Raw genomic sequence first — 20,234 nt, forward strand, 5'->3', positions numbered from 1 at the left:
CGATCCGGGGATTTTCCGGATGGGGGAGCACAACATGAATACACAACGCTTTAGCGCGGCAGAGCGCTTGGAACGGCTGCCGGTCAGTGGGTATCACCGCGTCATTTTCATCATCATCGCCCTGGCGTTTTTCTTCGATTCCATGGATCTGGCGATGATGACCTTCCTGCTCGGCTCGATCAAAGCCGAGTTCGGGCTGAGCAGTGCACAGGCGGGGCTGCTGGCCAGTTCGAGCTTTTTCGGCATGGTGCTCGGGGCGTCGTTGTCAGGGATGCTCGCCGACCGTTTCGGACGCAAACCGGTGTTTCAGTGGAGCATCGTGCTATGGGGCGTGGCCAGTTACCTGTGTTCAACAGCGCAGACGGTGGAGACGCTGACGCTGTTCCGCATCCTGCTGGGAATCGGCATGGGCATGGAGTTTCCCATCGCGCAATCAATGTTGTCTGAGCTGATTCCGGCGCAGCGGCGCGGGCGCTACATCGCCTTGATGGACGGCTTCTGGCCGCTGGGGTTTGTCGCGGCCGGGGTGCTCTCGTACTTCCTGCTGCCGCTGATTGGCTGGCGCGATATCTTTCTGGTGCTGGCAGTGCCGGCGGTGTTCGTTCTGGCGATCCGCTTTTTCATTCCCGAGTCACCGCGCTGGCTGGAACAGGCCGGCCGCGACGCCGACGCGGACAAGGTGCTGGAGGGCATCGAAGCGCGGGTGCGTGCTTCCATGGGCGGTGCAGCGTTGCCGGAACCGGTTCGTCTGCCGCGCACGGTGACGCCACCGGGCAATTTCTTCTCGGCACTCAAGCAGATCTGGTCGCCGCAATATCGCCAGCGCACGACGATGATCTGGAGCCTGTGGTTCTTTGCATTGCTGGGTTTCTATGGGCTGACTTCCTGGCTCAGCGCCTTGCTGCAGCAGTCGGGTTTTGCCGTGACGCAGTCGGTGTATTACACGGTGCTGATCTCGCTCGGCGGGATTCCCGGATTCCTCATGGCGGCGTGGCTGGTCGAGCGTTGGGGGCGTAAACCGGTGTGTATCGTCACCTTGCTCGGCGGCGGGGTGATGGCGTTTCTGTATGGGCAGAGCGCCGTATTCGGCGGCAACGTGGCGCTGCTGATCGGGACCGGGCTGTTGATGCAGTTTTTCCTGTTCGGCATGTGGGCGGTGCTCTACACCTACACGCCAGAGCTGTACCCGACGTCGGCACGGGCAACCGGCTCGGGATTCGCCTCGGCGATCGGCCGCGTCGGTTCGCTGCTCGGGCCACTGGTGACCGGGCTGGTATTCCCGATTACCGGGCAGGGCGGGGTGTTCGCGCTGGGCGCGGCGTGCTTTGCGATAGCGGCGGGGGTGGTGTGGCTGTTCGGGATGGAGACGCGGGGCAAGACCCTGGAGGAGCTTACTGAAACCGAAGTCACGGGCTAACGCTGATCAAAACTGTGGGAGCGAGCTTGCTCGCGAAAGCGGTGTATCAAACAACATCTGCGTTGGATGACACACCGCTTTCGCGAGCAAGCTCGCTCCCACATTGGGTTATGCAGGTTATGCGGTGTTGCTTACGGTTTTACCAACCGCGCATCCAGGCTGTTCTGCGCCAGGCGTTTGGCCTGATCCTGGGTCATGCCCAGATGTTCGTGCAGCGCGTGGAAGTTTTCGGTCACGTACCCGCCGAAATACGCCGGGTCATCGGAGTTCACCGTGACCTTCACGCCGCGCTCGAGCATGTCGAGGATGTTGTGCTGCGACATGTGATCGAACACGCAGAGCTTGGTGTTCGACAGCGGGCACACCGTCAGCGGGATCTGCTCGTCAATGATCCGCTGCATCAGGCGCTCGTCTTCGATGGCGCGCACGCCATGGTCGATGCGCTGGATTTTCAGCAGATCGATGGCTTCCCAGATGTACTCCGGCGGGCCTTCTTCACCGGCGTGGGCGACGGTAAGGAAGCCTTCGTCGCGGGCGCGATCGAAGACGCGTTTGAACTTGCTCGGTGGGTGGCCCATCTCGGAACTGTCGAGACCGACCGCGACAAACGCGTCACGGAACGGCAGCGCCTGATCGAGGGTTTTCTGTGCTTCGTCTTCGCTGAGGTGGCGCAGGAAGCTGAGGATCAAACCGCTGCTGATGCCCAGTTGCGTCTCGCCATCCTTGAGGGCGGCGGCGATGCCGTTGAGCACCACCTCAAACGGGATGCCGCGATCGGTGTGGGTCTGCGGATCGAAGAACGGTTCGGTATGAATCACGTTCTGCGCCTTGCAGCGCAGCAGGTAGGCCCAGGTCAGGTCGTAGAAATCCTGCGAGGTGCGCAGCACATCGGCGCCCTGGTAATACAGGTCGAGAAATTCCTGCAGATTGTTGAAGGCGTATGCCTTGCGCAGGGTTTCCACGTCGCTCCACGGCAGGGCGATCTTGTTGCGCTCGGCCAGGGCGAACAGCAGTTCAGGCTCCAGCGAACCTTCCAGATGCAGGTGCAGTTCGGCTTTGGGCAGGGCGTTGAGCCAGTCGTACATAGTCTTTTCTCATCAGGTGCAATGCCGGCATTCTACAGAGGCTGGCCGCAACAATTGGCAAAACCTGACCAGGTGATCGATCAAACCGCCTCTTGCTCGCGCCGATAGGCGTAGGTATCGGCGAAGCGCGACAGCAGGAATTCGGCACAGGTGGTGGTCGGATATTTCGCCGGATGCTCTGTGTCCTGACAACCGGGCAGGCATTCGATGCGCGTGTCCGGGTGCGGTTCGGCGAAGAACGGCATCGAATAGCGATCCACACCCAGGGGGCTGATCACCCGGTGTGGCGTCGAGCGATAACGGTCGTTGCTCCAGCGCGCCATCATGTCGCCGAGGTTGACCACGAAGGTGCCGTCGATGGGCGGCGCGTCGATCCATTCGCCTCGCACATTCTTGACCTGCAAGCCGCCGGCGCTGTCCTGATACAGCAAGGTGATGCAGCCGTAATCGGTATGGGCACCGGCGCCTTGTTGCTCGGCGGAGCTGGCGGTGTGACGCGGCGGGTAATGGATCATGCGCAACACGCTGACCGGTTCGACAAAACGCGTATCGAAGAAATCGCGCTCGATGCCCAGCGCAATGGTCATCGCCCGCAACAGGGTTTGCGCCAGCGCCTGCATGTCGAGGTAATGCTGCTCCATCAGCGATTCCCAGCCGGGTTGCGCCGGGTGCCGATTGGGGCCGCGCAAGGGTTTTTCCGCGAGCACCTCGGGATGCTCGGCCGGCAGATGCAGGCCCATGTCGAAGGTTTCTTTGAGATCGCTGGGTTTGTCCGGGTCCAGTTGCTCGGTGGCAATCGCACCGTAGCCGCGATGATGGCGGGTCTGGGTGATGTCGATTCTGAGTTTTTCTGCGGCGGGCAGGGCGAAGAAGCGCTGGGCGTGATCGAGCAGGGTGTCGATGCGCTGTGCGGAAATCGGATGGCCTTTGATGTAGAAGAAGCCCCACTCGCGACAGGCCTGGTCGATCTGCTCGGCCACGGCGGGCCAGGCTTTTTCGTCGGTGCTGTAGAGCGGGCTGATATCAATGATCGGAAGCTGATCCATACACAATCCTTGAATACGCTGTGTTTCCAATGTGGGAGCGAGCCTGCTCGCGAAGAGGGAGTGTCAGACAACATTTTTGTTTAATGACACACCGCTTTCGCGAGCAGGGTTTTGTGTGGTGAATCGGGGGACTACTTCGGCATCTCGGCCTTCATGCCCTCGACGTAATAATTCATCGACGCCAGTTCCGCGTTGGTGGCGCTCACGCCTGCGGGAATTTTTTCCACACCGGCCTGATCCTTGATCGGCCCGGTAAACGGCTGCAATGCACCGCTCTTGATGTCGGCAATCAACTGCTCGGCCTCGGCTTTCACCGGCGCCGGCACCAGATCGCTGATCGGCAGTTCAACCGTGCCTTCCTTCAACCCGCCCCAGTAATCCTGGGATTTCCAGGTGTGGTCGATCACGCTCTGCGTCGCCTGAATGTAGTGCGGCGCCCAGTCGTTGACGATCGAGGTCAGCACCGCTTTCGGTCCGAAGTGGGCCATGTCCGAGGCGTAGCCCACGGCATACACGCCGCGCCGTTCGGCAGCCTGGATCGGCGCCGGGCTGTCGGTGTGCTGGAACACCACGTCGACGCCTTGATCGATCAGCGCGTTGGCGGCGTCGGCTTCCTTGCCCGGATCGAACCACGAGTTGACCCAGACCACTTTGATTTCGGTGCCAGGGTTGTACTTGTTCAACGCCAGCTGGATGGCGTTGATGTCGCGGATCACTTCCGGAATCGGGAACGAGGCGACATAGCCGATCTTCCTGGTCTTGGTCATCTTCGCTGCGAGGAAACCGCTGACGTAACGGCCCTCGTAAGTGCGCGCGAGATAGGTGCCAAGATTCTTGTCCTGCTTGTAGCCGGTGGCGTGTTCGAACGTCACCTTGGGAAATTGTTTGGCGACTTTCACCGTCGGGTTCATGTAGCCGAATGACGTGGTGAAGATCAGGTCGTATTTGTCCTTGGCCATGTTGCGGATCACCCGCTCGGCGTCGGCGCCTTCGGCGACGTTTTCCACGTAGTTGGTGGTGATCTGCGGGCCGAATTTTTCCGCCAGGGCCTTGCGCCCCTGTTCATGCTGATACGTCCAGCCGTGGTCACCGATCGGGCCGATGTAGACGAAACCGACCTTCAGCGGATCGGCAGCGCTGGCGCTCAGGCTGATTCCCAGACCGATGGCGGCGTACAGCAGTGTGTGCAGCGGACGTATTGGCATGAACCCGAACTCCGTTTTGTTGTGTGTGCTCAGCGCCAATGCAAATTGCTGACCAACAGGACAACAAACAAAAAGATCGCAGCCTTCGGCAGCTCCTACATGGGAATACGAACCTGTAGGAGCTGCCGAAGGCTGCGATCTTTTCAGCGCCGGAACCAACGCAGTGCAAGTCAGCGTGCGCGCGCCATGACATGGTGCGTAAAGATGTAACGAAACGTTAGCGCCGCCCGGCAGTCAGTAGCTTCATCAGCTCTTTTCGGCAGAAGGCCCGTCATGCTCTCGATCCTCAAACAAGAAAGCTTCCTGCTGCTGGCAGTCCTTGCCGCGTGCGTAGCTTATCCCTTGGAACACTGGCTGCTGCACAGCGGCCAGATCGTCGCGCTGGTCGGCGGTCTGCTGCTGATCGCCTTCATCGTCGCCGCTTCGATGCGCGTCGCCCATCACGCCGAATTGCTCGCGGAGAAGGTCGGCGATCCCTACGGCACGATGATCCTCACGCTCTCGGCGGTGCTGGTCGAAGTGGTGATTCTGGCGATCATGATGAGCAACGAAGCCTCGGCGACGCTGGTGCGCGACACGATTTATTCGGCGGTGATGCTCGACATCAACGGTATCCTCGGCCTCGCCGCGCTGATGGGCGGGATCAAACACGGCGAGCAGTCCTACAACGACGATTCGGCGCGCAGCTACAGCGTGATGATCCTCACTGCGATGGGCGTGTCGATGGTGGTGCCGGAGTTCATTCCTCAAGCCAACTGGAAGATTTATTCGGCGTTCACCATCGGCGCGATGGTGGTGCTTTACGCGCTGTTCCTGCGCATGCAGGTCGGCCCGCACAGTTACTTTTTCAGCTACAGCTACCCGGACAAACGCCGCCGCAAAGAACCCGTCGAGCAGGAACCGAAACCGGTCAGCCTGGCGCTGTCGATCGGCATTCTGGTGTCGGGGGTGGTGATCATCGGCGCGCTGGCCGAGGTCATGTCGAAGACCCTTGATCTGGGCCTGGAAGGCACGGGCGCGCCGCCGGTGATCACGGCGATTCTGGTGGCAGCGATTTCAGCGGCGCCGGAGATTCTGACTGCATTGCGTGCGGCACTGGCGAACCGTATGCAGTCGGTGGTCAACATCGCGATGGGCGCGTCACTGTCGACGGTAATCCTGACCGTGCCGGTGATGGAAGCGATGGCGCTGTACACCGGCCAGCCATTTCAAATGGCGATGACCCCGGTGCAGACAGTGATGATCTTCATCACCCTGATCGTCAGTGCGATCAACCTCAACGACGGCGAAACCAACGCCATCGAGGGCATGACCCACTTTGTGCTGTTTGCCACGTTCATCATGTTGTCCCTGCTGGGCCTCTGAGGGCGACGCAAAAACAACTGTGGGAGCGAGCTTGCTCGCGAAAGCGGTGTATCAGTCACCACAAGTACTGACTGACACGACGCCTTCGCGAGCAAGCTCGCTCCCACAGGGATTGTTGATTGGATCAGGTACCGGCGATCAGCTGGCGAGCGGCCTGGCTGTGATCGGCAATCAGACCTTTCAGATCCAACCCTTCAACCTGACCATCAACCACACGCCACTTGCCGCCAATCATCACCCGATCGGCCCGATCAGCCCCGCACAGCAACAATGCCGAAATCGGATCATGGCTACCGGAGAAGCGCAGTTCATCGAGCTTGAACAACGCCAGATCCGCCTGTTTGCCGACGGCTATCTCGCCGATGTCGCTACGACCGAGCAGACTCGCCGAACCCTTGGTCGCCCAGCCCAGCACGCGCTCCGGGGTGATTTTTTCGGCGCCGTAACGCAGACGCTGGATGTACAACGCCTGACGCGCTTCGAGGATCATGTTCGAGGCATCGTTGGACGCCGAACCGTCGACGCCAAGACCGAACAGCGCACCGGCATCCGTCAATTCGATGCTCGGGCAGATCCCGGAAGCCAAGCGCATGTTCGAGCTCGGGCAATGGCAAATACCGGTACCGGCCTGGCCGAGGCGGGCGATTTCGTCGGGGTTGAAGTGAATGCCGTGGGCCAGCCAGGTACGTGGCCCGAGCCAGCCGACGCTGTCCAGATAATCGACGGTGCGCAGACCGAAACGCTGCAGGCAGAAGTCTTCCTCATCGAGGGTTTCCGCCAGGTGGGTGTGCAGACGTACATCGAGCTTGTTCGCCAGATCAGCGCTGGCCGACATGATTTCCGGGGTCACCGAAAACGGCGAACACGGCGCCAGAGCAATCTGGATCTGCGCGCCGTCGCCACGCTCGTGGTACTCGTGAATCAGCCGCTGGCTGTCATCAAGAATCACCTGACCTTCCTGCACCGTTTGTTGCGGAGGCAGGCCGCCGTCCTTCTCGCCGAGGCTCATCGAACCGCGCGTGAGCATGGCGCGCATGCCCAGTTCCCGCACGGTTTCGACCTGCACGTCGATGGCATTTTCCAGACCGTCCGGGAACAGATAGTGATGGTCAGCGGCGGTAGTGCAGCCCGAAAGCAGCAATTCGGCCAGCGCCACTTTGCTCGCGAGGGCGAGTTTTTCCGGGGTCAGGCGCGCCCACACCGGGTACAGGGTTTTCAGCCACGGAAACAACGGCTGATTGACCACCGGCGCCCAGGCGCGGGTCAGGGTCTGATAGAAATGGTGGTGAGTGTTGATCAGGCCCGGCAGGATCACCTGTTCGCGGGCATCGTAAACTTCATTGCACGGCGCCGACGGCTGCTGACCGGCAGCGAGGACTTCGACGATGACACCGTCTTGCACGACAAGGCCGCCACGGGCATCAAGCTCGTTGGAAGTGAAAATGGCGAGGGGGTTTTTTAACCAGGTACGGGTCGCAGGCATTGTGGCCGGCTCCTCTGAAAGTTGGGTTCAGGGTTGCCAGCTCAGTGTTGCCCTGTCTGCTGATCCAGGGTCGCCGCGAAGGACGAGGCGCGCAGTTTCAAACAAATCGCAGCGCCGGGCAAGCGCCACCCGACCATTCACCACGAACCCCGTGTAGGAGCTGCCGAAGGCTGCGATCTTTTGATCTTGTTTTTCAAAGTCAAAAGATCGCAGCCTCCGGCAGCTCCTACAAGGAAATCTTCAGCGCCTACCAGGCAATCGTTTCACCCTTGTAATTGACGAAGTGATGTCCGCCCTTGCCGGTAAACGCGTTGACCTGATCGATCAGCCCGCGGGTGCTGGTCTCGACGTCGAGATCGGCGCCTTCGCCGCCCATGTCGGTCTTCACCCAGCCCGGGTGCAGCGAAAGTACGGTCAGTTTCTGCTCGCCCAGTTGCGTGACGAAACTGTTGGTCATCGAATTCAACGCCGCTTTGCTCGCCTTGTACAGCGCCAGTTCCGGCGCGTCGGGCATGGTCACGCTGCCGAGTACCGAACTCATGAACGCCAGCACGCCGCTGCCGTCGCGAATCTGCCCGACGAAACGCTGGGCCAGATTGATCGGCGCCACCGCGTTGGTGAAAAACAGTTGCCCGACCTCGGCCAGGGTCGCGCCGCCCGGCGTCTGCACGTCCGGGCCTTTGACCCCGGCGTTGACGAACAACAGATCGAAGGTTTCGCCCTTGAGCTTCTGGCTCAGAGCGATCACCGCTTGCTGATCGTCCATGTCGAGCTTCTCGATGCGCACGTCACCCAGCGCCTGCAGCGCCTCGGCCTTCTGCGGATTGCGCACCGTCGCGGTGACTTGCCAGCCATCGGCCAGCAGGGTCTTCACCAGACCGAGGCCCAAGCCCCGAGAGGCGCCGATGATCAGTGCGTTTTTTGCCTGAGACATGATGGGGTTTCCTTGAAAGTCAGCGTTCAGGATTCAATGGACACGCCTGACCGAGGCGCAGTTGCAGCTCTCGGCGAAAAAAGCGGCTTTGATCCCGGAGCATACTCCAGGCTTCTTGAGTTTCTCGAGGGTGTTTGATCAGAAATAGTTGTAGGTCGTGCTCCAGGTGTTGCCTGTGCGAACGCTTTCGCGAGCAGGCTCGCTCCCACATTTGCCCGCGTTCACTCAGATCCCCTGTGGGAGCGAGCCTGCTCGCGAAGAGGCCCGCTCTGACATCAACTAATGTCCCGATTGCCACGGCTGCCCCAACGAAACCGGCGCATACAACCGTGTGCGCAAGGCATCCCGGGACAACAACACCAGCACCACAATCGTCGCCACATACGGCAGCATCGCCAGCAGGCTCGACGGGATCGCCAGCCCCAGCCCTTGAGCCACAAGGTGCAGGATGCTGGCGAGGCCAAACAGATACGCCCCGAGCAACAAGCGCCACACCCGCCAACTGGCGAACACCACCAGCGCCAGAGCAATCCAGCCGCGCCCGGCAGTCATGTTTTCCGCCCACATCGGCGTGTAGGCCAGCGACAGATAGGCCCCGGCCAGCCCGGCCATTGCTCCGCCGAACAACACCGCCAAGGTACGCACGGTCAGCACTGGCAAGCCCATCGCGCTGGCCGCATCCGGGTTTTCACCGACCGCTTGAATGATCAGGCCGACACGACTTTTGATGATTACCCACGCCACCAGGGCGAATAGCGCGAACGACAGATACACCAGCAGATCCTGGGCAAACAGCATCCGCCCGATCAGCGGGATCTCACTCAGATACGGAATCGCCAAAGGCTCGAAACCTGCCAGCGGCTTACCGACCCAGGCCGCGCCGACAAACGTCGACAGCCCGACACCAAAGATCGTCAGCGCCAACCCAGTGGCCACCTGATTGGCGTTGAACACCAGCGCGACCAGGGCAAACAGCGACGACAGCAACATCCCGGCAAGCATCGCCAGCAACACGCCAAGCCACAGGTTGCCGCTGTTGAGGGCAACGATAAATCCGATCACCGCGCCGAACAGCATCATGCCTTCCTGGCCAAGATTGAGGACACCGCTCTTCTCGCAGATCAATTCACCCAATGCCACCAGCAGCAGCGGCGTACCGCAGCGGACCATGGCGTAGAAAATATTGCTCAACAGATCGATATCCATCACAGCGCTCCGGCGGTTACGGCAGGGGTCGAGGCGCGCCGGGTCCAGCGCAGTTTCAGGCGTGGTCGATAGAGAATCAGCACGTCACAGGCGAGCAGGAAAAACAGCATCATGCCCTGGAACAATTGGGTGATCGCTTGCGGCAGATTGAGCGACATCTGCGCGCTCTCGCCGCCGAGGTACAGCAGCGCCATGAGCAGGCTCGAGAATAGAATGCCGAGCGGATTCAACCGTCCGAGAAACGCCACGGTGATCGCCGCGTAGCCATAACCCGGCGACACCTGCGGCACCAGTTGGCCGATCGGCCCGGTCACTTCGCAAACCCCGGCAAGCCCTGCCAGCCCACCGCTGATCAACAGCGCCAGCCAGATCAGGCGCTTCTCGCGAAAGCCGACAAAGCCTGCCGCACGTTTGTCCAGCCCGAGCACTTTGATCTGGAAGCCAATGAAGCTTTTCTGCAACAACACCCACACTGCAACCAGCGCGAGCAAGGCGAAATACACACCGGCATGCACGCGGCCGTCCTCCAGCAGCAGCGGCAAACGACTGGCGTCGCCGAACATCGCCGACTCGGGGAAATTGAAGCCCGCTGGGTCCTTCAACGGCCCGTGCACGCAGAACAGCAGCAGGTTCAACGCGATGTAATTGAGCATGATGCTGGTAAGGATCTCATTGGCGTTGAAGCGCGTGCGCAGCCATGCGGTGAGCCCGGCCCATGCGGCGCCGGCCAGCGTGCCGGTCAGCAGAATCAGCACCAGCGCCCAGCGACTTTGCATGTCGATAACGTTCACTGCCAGAGCACTACCGGCCAACGCGCCGAGTAGAAGTTGGCCTTCGGCGCCGATGTTCCAGATTCGCGCCTGATAGGCCACCGCCAGGCCGAGTGCGCAGAGCAGAATCGGCAGCGCCTTGACCAGCAATTCGGACACGCCATACAAATCGCTGACCGGCGCGATCAGTAGCGTGTGCAAGGTTTGCAGTGGGTCGTGGCCCAGCGCGATGAACAACAGCGAGCCGCAGCCGAGGGTCAGCACCGCCGCCAATAACGGCGAGCACCACAGCATCAGGCGCGATTGCTGGCCACGGGGTTCGAGAGAAAGCAGCATGGTTGGAACTCCGTTAAACCTAGGCGGCGCCAGATGAGTGATTGAACTGGCCGGCCATCCACGCGCCGACATCGCTCAGTTGTGTAAGGCCGGTGTCTTGAAGGGGCGACAGACGCCCGCCGCACAGCGCGCCGAGGCGATCGCTGATCTGGAACAGCTCATCGAGGTCTTCGGAAATCACCAGAATCGCCGCGCCGGCATCGCGCAGGGCAATCAAGGCGCGATGGATGGTGGCGGCGGCGCCAATGTCGACGCCCCAGGTCGGGTGCGCGGCGATCAGCAGTTTCGGTTGCTGAAGAATTTCCCGGCCGAGGATGAATTTCTGCAAGTTGCCGCCGGACAGGCTGCGCGCGGCGGTTTGCGTGTCCGGGGTTTTCACGCCGAAGCGCTGGATGATCTGTTGCGCGAGGGCTTCGACTTTGCCGCGTTGAATCAGCCCGTGGCTGACCAGGCCTTGCTGGAAAGCACTGAGCAGGGCGTTATCGGCCAGACTCAACTCCGGCACCGCGCCGTGGCCGAGTCGTTCGGCGGGGACGAAAGCCAGGCCCAGTTTACGCCGCGCATCCGGGCGCAGATCAGCGACGTTCTGCTCTCCAAAGCGAAGGGTCGGCGCTTGCGCACGAGGCAATGTCTGTTCGCCGCTGAGCAGGGCGAGCAATTCATCCTGACCATTGCCCGCGACCCCGGCGATGCCGACGATTTCACCGCTGCGCACTTGAACATTGATGTCGTGCAGCGAGCAGCCAAATGGATCCGGGTTGTGCCAACTCAAACCCTGCACCTGCAAAAACGCCGCGTCACCACTGACCTTCGGATACTCGCCAATCAACGCCGCCGCTTCGCCGACCATCAGTTGCGCCAGTTGCTGATCCGAACATTCGGCCGGCAGGCAATGCCCGGCTACCCGACCGCCGCGCAGCACCGTGGCGTTGTGGCACAAGGCGCGCACTTCACCGAGCTTGTGGCTGATAAACAGAATGCTGCAGCCCTCGTCGGCAAGGCGCCGCAGGGTGATGAACAATTCGTCCGCCTCTTGCGGCGTCAGTACTGAGGTCGGCTCATCGAGAATCAGCAGGCGGATGTCCTGCATCAGGCAACGGATGATTTCCACCCGCTGGCGCTCGCCGATCGACAGGCTGTGGACAAGTCGCTCCGGCTCCAGCGCCATGCCGTAACGCCGCGATACTTCGCGAATCTTCGGCTCCAGTTGCTTCGGCGTGCCGGCCGCCGCGCCCATCGCCAGGGCAATGTTCTGCGCCACGCTGAGGGTTTCGAACAGCGAGAAATGCTGGAACACCATGCCAATGCCCAACTGCCGCGCCTGCGCCGGGTTGCGGATCTGCACGCGCTGCCCCTGCCAGAGCATTTCCCCGCTATCGCACTGGGTAACCCCGTAGATGATTTTCATCAACGTACTTTTGCCCGCGCCGTTTTCCCCGAGCAAGGCATGAATTTCACCCGGCGCGATGCTCAGGTCGATGGCGTCGTTGGCCAGACAACCGGGGTAGCGTTTGCTGATCTGGCGCAGTTGCAGGCGCGGCGGGGAAGGGGCGATGGACATGACAGGCTCGACTGACTTGGAGTTGTGCCTGTGGATAAAGCAATTTCCTGGCCAGTGAGTCAGGAACGCTTGCGGAGCCAGTGCGCAAGCGCCGATAGCAGAGCATAAGAGGGCGTTTTGACTCGCTATCGAGCACCAATTCAGCGCAAAGCCATTGAACAGGCTCCAGTTTTGCTCGCGCTCCGTTGGTTAAAAAACGAGCAATCACTTTGGGCCTAGGCAGATCCAGCGACAGCGACGGTCATGAACGGCTTATCCACAGGTTGTTCCACAGTAATTGTGCGCAAGCGCCGAGGCCGGGCATAAGCACTGCGTTGCTTTCTTCTAATGGTGATAAACGACGTTAACTATCTGTTTTTACGCTGATTTTCCGTTTCGTCGGATCAATTGAACGAAAAGTGAACAAATCGCGCAAAGCCGCGTGACAGAAGGGTTACAGCGGTATGTGCTCAGGTTATCCACAGTCGGGTGCACAGCCGATGTGGGCAAGTCGTGGTTTTATGAAAGTAGGAGTGATGCTCTAAAAGATCGCAGCCTTCGGCAGCTCTTACGGGGGAACGCATTTCAACTGTAGGAGCTGCGGAACGCTGCGATCTTTTGATCTTCTTCAACGCTGCAACAAAATCCGCCCACGACTCAAATCAGCAAGTTGCGTTTGCAAGATATCAATCTGCGCCTCACCCACCGCCAACTTCAACTCAACGCCATTGGCCGTAAAGTTTTCCTCCACCACCACCCCACCCAGATCCGCCACGCGCAACTTCACCAGCGCCAGTTCGGCAAATCCGCAGGCGCAACTCAGCGGCACGCGGCTGATCAGCTCGATTTTCTCCGCCGCTTGCAGGCACTTGTTGGCGCCGCCGCCGTAGGCCCGGGCCAAGCCGCCGGTGCCCAGTTGAATGCCGCCGTACCAGCGGATCACCAGCACCGCGACCTGATCGCAGTCCTGCGCTTCGATCGCCGCCAGAATAGGCCGCCCGGCGGTGCCGCCCGGCTCGCCGTCATCAGTGCTGCGATATTGCGCGCCGAGTTTCCACGCCCAGCAATTGTGCGTGGCATTCAAATCGCTGTGCTGCTCGAAAAACGCCTGCGCATCGGCGGGGCTGCTGATCGGCGTCGCCAGAGTGATGAAGCGGCTTTTGCGAATCTCTTCGCGGTACTCGCAAAAACCGCTGAGGGTGAAAGGCATAAACGTCTTATAGAGAAGGAGTGAGGCCGCAGCCTTTGAGAATGATGCGGATCAGGTTGTTGCCGGCGTCTTCCATGTCCTGTTTGGTCAACTTGCTGCGCCCGGTGACCCGGCAGATCTGCGTGGCGAAGTCGGCATAGTGCTGAGTGCTGCCCCACAGCAGGAAGATCAGATGCACCGGATCGACCGGGTCCATTTTGCCTGCATCGATCCACGCCTGAAACACCGCCGCGCGCCCGGTGAACCAGGCGCGGTAATCCTGATTGAAATACTCGCTCAGGCATTCGCCGCCGCTGATCACTTCCATGGCGAAGATTCGCGAGGCCTGTGGCTGGCGTCGTGAGAACTCCATCTTCGCGCGGATGTAGCGGGTCAGCGCTTCAGCCGGATCATCCTCGGCGGTGAGGGTGTTGAAAGTGCTGTCCCACAACTCGATGATGTTGCTCAGCACCGCCACATACAAACCGAGTTTGTTGGTGAAGTAGTAATGCAGGTTGGCCTTGGGCAATCCGGCATTCTGCGCGATGGTGTTCATGCTGGTGCCTTTGAACCCGTGACGGGCGAACTCGTCTTCGGCGGCTTTGAGAATGGTCTCTTCGTTCTTCTGACGAATGCGGCTGGCGGGTTTGCCGCCGTGGGCTGGGACTTCAAAGGTCATAGGCACTTCCGGGATTGTCTGTGGGTGCAACCAGTTGCGTTGATAGCGCACCCACAGGCATCCGACAAGTCCTTGCGCGGAAAAACCGTTACGCCTGTTCGATCTTGTTCAATGACGTGGAGCTTTTCGCCGCTGCGGTTTTGCCTTCCGGCAACAGCAGACACAGGAAGATCGCGGTCAGCCCGCCGCTGGTGATCGCCGAGTCGAACAGGTTCTGCACCAGTTTCGGCAGCAGGTGCAGCAGGTTCGGTTGCGCGGCGATACCGAGGCCGACGCCGAACGAAGTGGCGATGATCAGCATGCTGCGCCGATCCAGCGGCGACTGCGCGAGAATGCGCACGCCCGCCGCCGCCACCGCGCCGAACATCACCAGCGTCGCACCGCCGAGCACCGGTTTCGGGATTTGTTGCAGCACCGCGCCGATCATCGGGAACAGGCCGAGGCAGAACAGAATCGCGCCTATGTACAGGCCGACGTAGCGGCTGGCGACGCCGGTCAACTGGATCACGCCATTGTTTTGCGCGAACGTCGTGTTGGGGAAGGCGCTGAAGGTCGCCGCGATCATGCAACTGACGCCATCGCCCAGAACACCACCGCGCAAGCGGCTTATATAAGAAGGGCCACTGATGGGCTGGCGGGCGAGCATGCAATTGGCGGTGAGGTCACCGACTGTTTCCAGGGTGCTGATCAGATAAATCAGCGCGACCGGCAGGAAAGCTGTCCAGTCGAAGTTGAATCCGAACTTGAACGGCGTAGGAAAACTCACCAGCGGCAAGTCAGGCAATGGCTGCGGCACCATTTTCCCACTGAACCACGCAGCGAAACTGCCGAGCAGCAGTCCGATGATGATCGCCGACAGCCTTACCCACGGCGTGTTCGAGCGGTTGAGCAGGATGATCGTCAGCAGCACAAACACGCCCAGGGCCAGATTGCCCGGCGCGCCGAAGTCCGGCGCATTGAAGCCGCCACCCAGATCGGTAATGCCGACCTTGATCAGGCTGATGCCGATCAGCGTGATCACAATACCGGTCACCAATGGTGTCACCACTCGGCGCAACTGGCCGATGAAACGGCTGAGCACGATTTGCACGATTGCGCCGAAAAAGCACACGCCGAAAATCATCGCCAGAATATCTTCCGGGCTGCCGCCGCGTTGCTTGACCAGAAACCCGGCGGACAGCACCGCGCCGAGAAAAGCGAAACTGGTGCCTTGCAGACAAATCATCCCCGCGCCAATGCCGAATGGCCGCCGCGCCTGGATAAAGGTGCCGACACCCGAGACCATCAGCGCCATGCTGATCAGGTACGGCAGATGCGCCGTCAGCCCGAGCGCTGAGCCAATGACCAGCGGCGGGGTGATGATGCCGACGAAACTGGCGAGCACGTGTTGCAACGCGGCGAGGATCGCGGCGAGTGGTTTAGGACGGTCGTTGAGGCCGTAGATCAGTTCACTGGACGAATCGGAGTCTGGCTGCATGGCGGTGGGCTTCTTGTTCAAGGATCGGGTTGATCCTGCTTTGCAAAAAGCTGTCCACTTGCTCAACTTATTCTCTCTGTAGGAGCTGCCGAAGACTGCGATCCCTTGATCTTGCTGTTCTTCACCAATGTCGCGTTCCCTATCAACGCGTCGCCGCCAGACTCTCCAAAAAGCTTTCCAGCACCAAATGAGGGCGCCGCCCCTTACGCGTGACCGATGCCAGACTCAAATCGTAAAAACGCGTCCCAGCCTTGAGCGCACGCAAACGCCCCTGCTGTACCCAAAGGCTGGCGTAGTGATCCGGCAGATAACCGATATATCGCCCGGTCAGAATCAGAAACGCCATGCCCTCACGGTCGGAAGCACTGGCGGTACAGTTGAGCGCCTGATAGTGCGCCTGAATTTCCGCCGGCAAACGAAAGGTCGGCGCAATCGCGTCCTGACCGTCGAGGCGTTGATCATCGAGTTGCTTGTCGTCGACATAAAACAGCGGATGACCCACCGCGCAATACAGCAGAGAACGCTCGCTGTACAACGGCTGATATTCCAGTCCCGACAATGCGCTGGCCTGCGGTACCACGCCAACGTGCAAGCGCCCGTCGAGCACACCTTGTTCGACTTCATTCGGCGCAATCATGCGAATCTGGATCTGCACATCCGGCCCGCGTTCCTTCAACTGTGCGAGGGCGTGGGTGATGCGCATGTGCGGCAGGGTGACGAGGTTGTCGGTGAGGCCGATGATCAGCTCGCCGCGCAGGTGTTGGTGCAGGCCGTTGACCTCGGTGCGAAAACTTTCCAGCGCACTCAACAACTGCAGCGCAGATTGATACACCTCACGCCCTTCCTCAGTCAGGGAAAACCCGGCCCGGCCGCGCTGGCACAAGCGCAAACCGAGGCGCTGTTCCAGATCACTCATCTGCTGGCTGATCGCCGAGCGCCCGATGCCGAGCACTGTTTCCGCTGCGGAGAAGCCGCCACATTCCACGACACTGCGAAAAATCCGCAGCAGGCGGATATCAAAATCACTGACCTGGGCCAGTGGATCGGCGCGGCGGCTGCTCATTTATTGTTCTCTTTGTTTAGCGAAGATCTAACTGAAGGTTAGAAGAGTTGAATTTCACCGACTTTATCGCCGTGGCAATTTAGCTGCAACAACGCTTTCCATCTCTCTGACGCCTATGCCCTGCGAGGTTTTGCCCGATGAACATGCCTGAAAACGCGCCGTCGCCACTGGCCAGCCAACTGAAGCTGGACGCGCACTGGATGCCGTACACCGCCAACCGCAACTTTCAGCGCGATCCGCGTCTGATCGTCGGCGCTGAAGGCAGCTGGCTGTTCGACGACAAGGGCCGCAAGATCTACGACTCGCTGTCCGGTCTGTGGACCTGCGGCGCCGGGCACACCCGCAAGGAAATTCAGGAGGCCGTGGCAAAACAATTGGGCACCCTCGATTACTCACCGGGTTTCCAGTACGGCCATCCTTTGTCGTTCCAGTTGGCAGAGAAAATCACCGAGCTGACCCCGGGCAACTTGAACCATGTTTTCTTCACCGATTCCGGTTCCGAGTGCGCCGACACAGCGGTGAAAATGGTGCGTGCCTACTGGCGTCTGAAAGGCCAGGCGACCAAGACCAAAATGATCGGCCGCGCCCGTGGCTACCACGGCGTGAACATCGCCGGCACCAGCCTCGGCGGCGTCAACGGCAACCGCAAACTGTTCGGTCAGGCGATGATGGATGTCGATCACTTGCCGCACACACTGCTGGCGAGCAATGCCTTCTCCCGTGGCATGCCGGAGCAGGGCGGTATCGCCCTCGCCGATGAACTGCTGAAGTTGATCGAACTGCACGACGCTTCCAACATCGCGGCGGTGTTCGTTGAGCCGATGGCCGGGTCGGCTGGCGTACTGGTTCCGCCGCAGGGTTACCTCAAGCGTCTGCGCGAGATCTGCGATCAGCACAACATCCTGCTGGTGTTCGATGAAGTGATCACTGGTTTCGGCCGTACCGGCTCGATGTTCGGCGCCGACAGCTTCGGCGTGACCCCGGACCTGATGTGCATCGCCAAGCAAGTCACCAACGGCGCGATTCCCATGGGCGCGGTGATTGCCAGCTCCGAGATCTACCAGACCTTCATGAACCAGCCGACGCCGGAATATGCGGTGGAATTCCCTCACGGCTACACCTACTCGGCACACCCGGTGGCCTGTGCCGCTGGCCTGGCGGCACTCGACCTGCTGCAAAAGGAAAACCTCGTGCAGAGCGTCGCCGAGGTCGCACCGCATTTTGAAAACGCGCTGCATGGCTTGAAAGGCTCGAAGAACGTCATCGACATTCGCAACTACGGACTGGCCGGCGCGATCCAGATTGCCGGGCGCGACGGTGACGCCATCGTGCGTCCGTTCGAAGCGGGCATGGCTTTGTGGAAGGCCGGGTTCTACGTGCGCTTTGGCGGCGACACCCTGCAGTTCGGCCCAACCTTCAACAGCAAGCCGCAAGACCTCGATCGTCTGTTCGACGCGGTCGGCGAAGTGCTGAACAAGCTCGACTGATTTTCCTTCTATATATACCTACATAACCGGGCGCTCCTTTGCGGGTGCCCGTGGACCAGAATTCAGGAGTGTTCGATGAGCGTTATCCCGCATTTGATCAATGGCGAACTGGTGACCGAAACCGGTCGCGCGGTGGATGTGTTCAACCCGTCGACCGGCCAGGCAATCCACAAACTGCCATTGGCCAGCCAGGCCACCATTCAGAAAGCCATCGATGCCGCCAAGGCAGCGTTCCCGGCCTGGCGCAACACGCCACCGGCCAAGCGCGCCCAGGTAATGTTCCGCTTCAAGCAACTGCTGGAGCAGAACGAGGCACGCATCTCGCAACTGATCAGCGAAGAGCATGGCAAGACCCTGGAAGATGCGGCCGGTGAATTGAAGCGCGGTATCGAGAACGTCGAGTTCGCCTGCGCCGCCCCGGAAATCCTCAAGGGCGAGTACAGCCGCAACGTCGGCCCGAACATCGATGCCTGGTCGGACTTCCAGCCGCTGGGGATTGTCGCCGGCATCACCCCGTTCAACTTCCCGGCCATGGTGCCGCTGTGGATGTATCCATTGGCGATCGTCTGCGGCAACTGCTTCATCCTCAAGCCTTCCGAACGCGATCCAAGCTCGACGCTGCTAATCGCTCAGCTGCTGCTGGAAGCCGGGTTGCCGAAGGGTGTGATGAGTGTGGTCCATGGTGACAAGACTGCGGTGGACGCGTTGATCGAAGCGCCGGAAGTCAAAGCACTGAGTTTTGTGGGTTCGACACCGATTGCCGAATACATCTACGCCGAAGGCACCAAGCGCGGCAAGCGCGTGCAGGCACTGGGTGGTGCGAAGAACCATGCGGTGCTGATGCCGGATGCCGATCTGGACAACGCGGTCAGCGCACTGATGGGCGCGGCTTACGGCTCCTGCGGCGAGCGCTGCATGGCGATTTCGGTGGCCGTGTGTGTTGGCGACCAGGTCGCGGACGCGCTGGTGGCGAAACTGGTCCCACAGATCAAGGCGCTGAAAATCGGTGCCGGTACGTCGTGCGGCCTGGACATGGGGCCGTTGGTTACCGGTCAGGCGCGTGACAAGGTCAGCGGTTATGTGGACGACGGTGTGGCGGCGGGCGCGACCCTGGTGGTCGATGGTCGTGGTCTGAGCGTGGCCGGTCATGAAGAAGGCTTTTTCCTCGGCGGCTGCCTGTTCGACAATGTCACCCCTGAGATGCGCATCTATAAAGAAGAGATCTTCGGTCCAGTGCTGTGCGTCGTGCGGGTGAACAGCCTGGAAGAGGCGATGCAACTGATCAACGATCATGAATACGGCAACGGCACCTGCATCTTCACCCGCGACGGCGAAGCGGCGCGGCTGTTCTGCGACGAGATCGAAGTCGGTATGGTCGGCGTCAACGTACCGCTGCCGGTGCCGGTGGCGTATCACAGCTTCGGCGGCTGGAAGCGTTCGCTGTTTGGCGACCTGCATGCGTATGGTCCGGATGGCGTGCGCTTTTATACCCGTCGCAAGGCGATCACCCAGCGCTGGCCACAACGTGCGAGCCATGAGGCGTCGCAGTTTGCATTCCCCAGCTTATAAGTAGCTGGATGTGCCGAAGGCCGACCTTTAAGGTCGGCCTTCGCGATTTCGGGGCTTTTTGACCGATATGACAGAAATATGAAAATAGGTGTTGACGGCAGATTTCAGACGTCTATAATTCGCCCCACTTCCGGCGCAGTCGAAACGGAAAACTCCTTGAGATTCAAAGAGTTACGCGGTTTTCGACAGCGGCTTGCTTCAGATCATCGAAGCCTGGGAGGAGTTGAAAGAGCAGTGATGTGTAGCTCTTTTAACGGTTCGATCTTCTCGGTCGAAAGCGGAGAAAATAGGTGTTGACAGCAGCGATTAACGCTGTAGAATTCGCCTCCCGCTAACGAGAGATCGGAAGCGCAAGTGGTTGAAGTTGTTGAAGAATTCTTCGA

At 60.3% G+C, this 20,234-nt stretch carries 16 protein-coding genes; 4 read left to right on the top strand and 12 right to left on the bottom strand.

Annotated features, from left to right (window positions below; genetic code table 11):
• The first annotated feature begins 34 nt into the window (after positions 1 to 34).
• A complete protein-coding gene (locus AC0Z4S_RS26145) occupies positions 35 to 1,417 on the top strand; it encodes an MFS transporter (RefSeq protein WP_485625077.1) in 1,383 nt (460 codons plus the stop codon).
• A gap of 131 nt (positions 1,418 to 1,548) precedes the next feature.
• On the opposite strand, the gene AC0Z4S_RS26150 is transcribed toward AC0Z4S_RS26145, so the two are convergent.
• From AC0Z4S_RS26150 to AC0Z4S_RS26160, 3 genes are all read right to left on the bottom strand, one after another.
• On the bottom strand, positions 1,549 to 2,502 hold the full coding sequence (locus tag AC0Z4S_RS26150) for an adenosine deaminase (protein ID WP_024011466.1): 954 nt from the start codon (positions 2,500 to 2,502) through the stop codon (positions 1,549 to 1,551).
• Between the two features lie 80 nt (positions 2,503 to 2,582).
• Positions 2,583 to 3,548 carry a 2-oxoglutarate and iron-dependent oxygenase domain-containing protein gene (locus tag AC0Z4S_RS26155; protein ID WP_485625078.1) on the bottom strand — a complete coding sequence of 322 codons (966 nt, stop codon included), beginning with the start codon at positions 3,546 to 3,548 and terminating at the stop codon, positions 2,583 to 2,585.
• 131 nt (positions 3,549 to 3,679) lie between these two features.
• Positions 3,680 to 4,753, bottom strand: a complete 1,074-nt coding sequence (locus tag AC0Z4S_RS26160) for a BMP family ABC transporter substrate-binding protein (RefSeq protein ID WP_485625079.1) — start codon at positions 4,751 to 4,753, stop codon at positions 3,680 to 3,682.
• Positions 4,754 to 5,026: 273 nt separating this feature from the next.
• Here AC0Z4S_RS26160 and AC0Z4S_RS26165 point away from each other — a divergent pair, with 273 nt between their 5' ends.
• On the top strand, positions 5,027 to 6,118 hold the full coding sequence (locus AC0Z4S_RS26165) for a calcium:cation antiporter (protein ID WP_042609771.1): 1,092 nt from the start codon (positions 5,027 to 5,029) through the stop codon (positions 6,116 to 6,118).
• Between the two features lie 124 nt (positions 6,119 to 6,242).
• Here AC0Z4S_RS26165 and AC0Z4S_RS26170 read toward each other — a convergent pair whose 3' ends face one another.
• The 9 genes from AC0Z4S_RS26170 to AC0Z4S_RS26210 all read right to left on the bottom strand — a co-directional run bounded on the left by AC0Z4S_RS26170 (position 6,243) and on the right by AC0Z4S_RS26210 (position 16,795).
• On the bottom strand, positions 6,243 to 7,601 hold the full coding sequence (locus tag AC0Z4S_RS26170; protein ID WP_485625080.1) for an 8-oxoguanine deaminase: 1,359 nt from the start codon (positions 7,599 to 7,601) through the stop codon (positions 6,243 to 6,245).
• Positions 7,602 to 7,848: 247 nt separating this feature from the next.
• Positions 7,849 to 8,535, bottom strand: coding sequence for an SDR family oxidoreductase (locus tag AC0Z4S_RS26175; protein ID WP_095180879.1), 687 nt, complete (start codon positions 8,533 to 8,535; stop codon positions 7,849 to 7,851).
• A 279-nt stretch (positions 8,536 to 8,814) separates the two neighbouring features.
• Positions 8,815 to 9,741: an ABC transporter permease gene (locus AC0Z4S_RS26180; protein WP_099757921.1), complete on the bottom strand. Its 927-nt coding sequence runs from the start codon at positions 9,739 to 9,741 to the stop codon at positions 8,815 to 8,817.
• Complete coding sequence (locus AC0Z4S_RS26185; RefSeq protein ID WP_485625081.1) at positions 9,741 to 10,847, bottom strand: ABC transporter permease; 1,107 nt, start codon at positions 10,845 to 10,847, stop codon at positions 9,741 to 9,743. Before AC0Z4S_RS26185 ends, AC0Z4S_RS26180 begins: the two co-directional genes overlap by 1 nt.
• A 19-nt stretch (positions 10,848 to 10,866) precedes the next feature.
• Positions 10,867 to 12,408: an ABC transporter ATP-binding protein gene (locus AC0Z4S_RS26190; protein WP_485625082.1), complete on the bottom strand. Its 1,542-nt coding sequence runs from the start codon at positions 12,406 to 12,408 to the stop codon at positions 10,867 to 10,869.
• A gap of 607 nt (positions 12,409 to 13,015) precedes the next feature.
• On the bottom strand, positions 13,016 to 13,597 hold the full coding sequence (locus AC0Z4S_RS26195) for an IMPACT family protein (RefSeq protein WP_485625083.1): 582 nt from the start codon (positions 13,595 to 13,597) through the stop codon (positions 13,016 to 13,018).
• A 7-nt stretch (positions 13,598 to 13,604) separates the two neighbouring features.
• On the bottom strand, positions 13,605 to 14,255 hold the full coding sequence (locus AC0Z4S_RS26200) for a TetR/AcrR family transcriptional regulator (protein WP_024011475.1): 651 nt from the start codon (positions 14,253 to 14,255) through the stop codon (positions 13,605 to 13,607).
• Positions 14,256 to 14,343: 88 nt separating this feature from the next.
• Positions 14,344 to 15,732 carry a uracil-xanthine permease family protein gene (locus AC0Z4S_RS26205; RefSeq protein WP_485625085.1) on the bottom strand — a complete coding sequence of 463 codons (1,389 nt, stop codon included), beginning with the start codon at positions 15,730 to 15,732 and terminating at the stop codon, positions 14,344 to 14,346.
• 142 nt (positions 15,733 to 15,874) lie between these two features.
• On the bottom strand, positions 15,875 to 16,795 hold the full coding sequence (locus AC0Z4S_RS26210) for a LysR family transcriptional regulator (RefSeq protein WP_485625084.1): 921 nt from the start codon (positions 16,793 to 16,795) through the stop codon (positions 15,875 to 15,877).
• A 137-nt stretch (positions 16,796 to 16,932) separates the two neighbouring features.
• Here AC0Z4S_RS26210 and aptA point away from each other — a divergent pair, with 137 nt between their 5' ends.
• Together aptA and AC0Z4S_RS26220 are read left to right on the top strand one after the other, a co-directional pair.
• A complete protein-coding gene (gene aptA, locus AC0Z4S_RS26215; protein ID WP_329517796.1) occupies positions 16,933 to 18,282 on the top strand; it encodes an omega-aminotransferase AptA in 1,350 nt (449 codons plus the stop codon).
• A 75-nt stretch (positions 18,283 to 18,357) separates the two neighbouring features.
• Positions 18,358 to 19,851 (top strand): CoA-acylating methylmalonate-semialdehyde dehydrogenase, encoded by a 1,494-nt coding sequence (locus AC0Z4S_RS26220; protein ID WP_024011478.1) that lies wholly within the window; start codon positions 18,358 to 18,360, stop codon positions 19,849 to 19,851.
• The last annotated feature ends 383 nt before the right edge of the window (positions 19,852 to 20,234 follow it).

The sequence above is a fragment of the Pseudomonas sp. 1L-B-1-E-C1 genome, assembly GCF_057291835.1.